The organism is Nocardia arizonensis (genome assembly GCF_001310275.1).
Taxonomy (GTDB): domain Bacteria; phylum Actinomycetota; class Actinomycetes; order Mycobacteriales; family Mycobacteriaceae; genus Nocardia; species Nocardia arizonensis.
Genome location: NZ_LGYZ01000005.1, coordinates 1 through 4,202, shown reverse-complemented (window position 1 = coordinate 4,202; position 4,202 = coordinate 1). Strand labels below are relative to the sequence as shown.

Annotated in this window: 2 rRNA genes; both read right to left on the bottom strand. The window is 56.7% G+C overall.

The features are described from left to right. Positions 1-2,299: ribosomal RNA gene (locus APZ21_RS00895) — 23S ribosomal RNA — on the bottom strand; the annotation flags it as partial. A 320-nt stretch (positions 2,300-2,619) separates the two neighbouring features. Next, a 16S ribosomal RNA gene (locus APZ21_RS00890) occupies positions 2,620-4,136 on the bottom strand. Between the last annotated feature and the right edge of the window lie 66 nt (positions 4,137-4,202).

Sequence of the window (4,202 nt, the reverse complement as noted above, 5' to 3'; positions counted from 1 at the left end):
CACCAATACCAAGCTATAGTGAAGGTCCCGGGGTCTTTTCGTCCTGCCGCGCGTAACGAGCATCTTTACTCGTAATGCAATTTCGCCGAGTCTGTGGTTGAGACAGCAGAGAAGTCGTTACGCCATTCGTGCAGGTCGGAACTTACCCGACAAGGAATTTCGCTACCTTAGGATGGTTATAGTTACCACCGCCGTTTACCGGGGCTTAAATTCTCAGCTTCGCCCTCACAGGCTAACCGGTCCTCTTAACCTTCCGGCACCGGGCAGGCGTCAGTCCGTATACATCGTCTTACGACTTCGCACGGACCTGTGTTTTTAGTAAACAGTCGCTTCTCTCTGGTCTCTGCGACCACCACCAGCTCGAACCGCAAAGGGCCGTCACCAACAGTGGTCCCCCTTCTCCCGAAGTTACGGGGGCATTTTGCCGAGTTCCTTAACCACAGTTCTCTCGATCGCCTCGGTATTCTCTACCTGACCACCTGTGTCGGTTTGGGGTACGGGCCGTGTACCAACTCACTAGAGGCTTTTCTCGGCAGCATAGGATCACTGAATTCACCTCAATCGGCTACGCATCACCTCTCAGGCACACGCGACACGGATTTACCTATGCCACACCCTACAGGCTTACACCAGTACAACCACTCACTGGCCCAGCTACCTTCCTGCGTCACCCCATCGCTTGACTACTACACCCAGGGTCACGTGCAGCCACTTCCGGCTCCCCGAAGGAAGTCCATCCGCATTTGGACGTTTAGCACAGATGATTCACCACTTGGCGCGGATACACGGGTACGGGAATATCAACCCGTTGTCCATCGACTACGCCTGTCGGCCTCGCCTTAGGTCCCGACTCACCCTGGGCGGATTAACCTGGCCCAGGAACCCTTGGTCATTCGGCGGACGAGTTTCCCACTCGTCTTTCGCTACTCATGCCTGCATTCTCACTCGCATCACCTCCACGACTGGCTCACGCCGCCGCTTCCCCGGTGACACGACGCTCCCCTACCCATCCCAGCACCTGGCTCGAAAGCAGGCCACACTGGAATGCCGCGGCTTCGGCGGTGTACTTGAGCCCCGCTACATTGTCGGCGCAGGATCACTTGACCAGTGAGCTATTACGCACTCTTTCAAGGGTGGCTGCTTCTAAGCCAACCTCCTGGTTGTCTTCGCGACCCCACATCCTTTTCCACTTAGTACACGCTTAGGGGCCTTAGCCGGCGATCTGGGCTGTTTCCCTCTCGACTACGAAGCTTATCCCCCGCAGTCTCACTGCCACGCTCTCACACACCGGCATTCGGAGTTTGGCTGACTTCGGTAAGCTTGTAGGCCCCCTAGGCCATCCAGTAGCTCTACCTCCGATGTGAAACACGCAACGCTGCACCTAAATGCATTTCGGGGAGAACCAGCTATCACGGAGTTTGATTGGCCTTTCACCCCTACCCACAACTCATCCCCTCAGTTTTCAACCTAAGTGGGTTCGGGCCTCCACGACGTCTTACCGACGCTTCACCCTGGCCATGGGTAGATCACTCCGCTTCGGGTCTAGAACACACGACTCAACGCCCTATTCGGACTCGCTTTCGCTACGGCTACCCCACACGGGTTAACCTCGCCACATGCCACTAACTCGCAGGCTCATTCTTCAAAAGGCACGCCATCACCCCACAACAGGGCCCTGACGGATTGTAAGCGCACGGTTTCAGGTACTATTTCACTCCCCTCCCGGGGTACTTTTCACCTTTCCCTCACGGTACTAGTCCGCTATCGGTCACCAGGGAGTATTCAGGCTTACCGGGTGGTCCCGGCAGATTCACAGCAGATTTCACGGGCCCGCTGCTACTCGGGCATCATTCACATGAGCCGCCACATTTTCGTCTACGGGACTCTCACCCTCTACGATCGGCCATCCCAGACCAGTTCGACTAATGCCACGGTTTCTGACTCACGCCCGGTCCGGCAGAACCAGGAAGAACAACCCCACAACCCCCAAGACGCAACCCCTGCCGGGTATCACACGCCCAAGGTTTAGCCTCATCCGCTTTCGCTCGCCACTACTCACGGAATCACAATTGTTTTCTCTTCCTGTGGGTACTGAGATGTTTCACTTCCCCACGTTCCCTCCACACACCCTATATATTCAGGTGCAGGTGACACGACATCACTCGTGCCGGGTTTCCCCATTCGGAAATCCTCGGATCTCAGCTCGGTTGACAGCTCCCCGAGGCATATCGCAGCCTCCCACGTCCTTCATCGGCTCCTGGTGCCAAGGCATCCACCGTACGCTCTTAAACACTTACAAACAAAGATGCTCGCGTCCACTGTGCAGTTCTCAAACAACACACCCAGAAGAACCCAACCCGAGACCAGCCCGAAAAACTCGGCGGTACCCCGGAAACCCTTCCGGATCGTCTATTCGCCTAGAAAGAACGCCTGTTCTTTCAGGACCCAACAGCGTGTCGACTACACTCCCCGAAACCAGGAACACCAACGGCTCCCAGCACACATCGAGGCACATGTCAGCGTTCCACCCATGAGCTCCGCCGGACTACATTCGAATCCGAAACGGCTCTGCCAGACAACACCCATCCTCCGACAGGGCACCTGGAGAAAGCTCCTTAGAAAGGAGGTGATCCAGCCGCACCTTCCGGTACGGCTACCTTGTTACGACTTCGTCCCAATCGCCAATCCCACCTTCGACGGCTCCCTCCACAAGGGTTGGGCCACCGGCTTCGGGTGTTACCGACTTTCATGACGTGACGGGCGGTGTGTACAAGGCCCGGGAACGTATTCACCGCAGCGTTGCTGATCTGCGATTACTAGCGACTCCAACTTCACGGGGTCGAGTTGCAGACCCCGATCCGAACTGAGACCGGCTTTAAGGGATTCGCTCCACCTCACGATATCGCAGCCCTCTGTACCGGCCATTGTAGCATGTGTGAAGCCCTGGACATAAGGGGCATGATGACTTGACGTCGTCCCCACCTTCCTCCGAGTTGACCCCGGCAGTCTCCTGCAAGTCCCCGGCATAACCCGCTGGCAATACAGGACAAGGGTTGCGCTCGTTGCGGGACTTAACCCAACATCTCACGACACGAGCTGACGACAGCCATGCACCACCTGTACACCGACCACAAGGGGGCCTACATCTCTGCAGGTTTCCGGTGTATGTCAAACCCAGGTAAGGTTCTTCGCGTTGCATCGAATTAATCCACATGCTCCGCCGCTTGTGCGGGCCCCCGTCAATTCCTTTGAGTTTTAGCCTTGCGGCCGTACTCCCCAGGCGGGGTACTTAATGCGTTAGCTACGGCACGGATCCCGTGGAAGGAAACCCACACCTAGTACCCACCGTTTACGGCGTGGACTACCAGGGTATCTAATCCTGTTCGCTACCCACGCTTTCGCTTCTCAGCGTCAGTTACTTCCCAGAGACCCGCCTTCGCCACCGGTGTTCCTCCTGATATCTGCGCATTTCACCGCTACACCAGGAATTCCAGTCTCCCCTGAAGTACTCTAGTCTGCCCGTATCCCCTGCAAGCTCACAGTTGAGCTGTGAGTTTTCACAGAAGACGCGACAAACCGCCTACAAGCTCTTTACGCCCAGTAATTCCGGACAACGCTCGCACCCTACGTATTACCGCGGCTGCTGGCACGTAGTTGGCCGGTGCTTCTTCTACCCCTACCGTCAGTTTCCCTTCGTCGGAGTCGAAAGAGGTTTACAACCCGAAGGCCGTCATCCCTCACGCGGCGTCGCTGCATCAGGCTTCCGCCCATTGTGCAATATTCCCCACTGCTGCCTCCCGTAGGAGTCTGGGCCGTGTCTCAGTCCCAGTGTGGCCGGTCACCCTCTCAGGTCGGCTACCCGTCGTCGCCTTGGTAGGCCATTACCCCACCAACAAGCTGATAGGCCGCGGGCCCATCTCGCACCGATAAATCTTTCCACCACAAGACATGCATCCCATGGTCCTATCCGGTATTAGACCCAGTTTCCCGAGCTTATCCCGAAGTACGAGGCAGATCACCCACGTGTTACTCACCCGTTCGCCGCTCGTGTACCCCGAAAGGCCTTACCGCTCGACTTGCATGTGTTAAGCACGCCGCCAGCGTTCGTCCTGAGCCAGGATCAAACTCTCCGTTGAAGACTCACAACCACACCCCAAAAAAGGGCGCAATCAAAAGTACCTACTCGAGTCCGAAAACCCAGC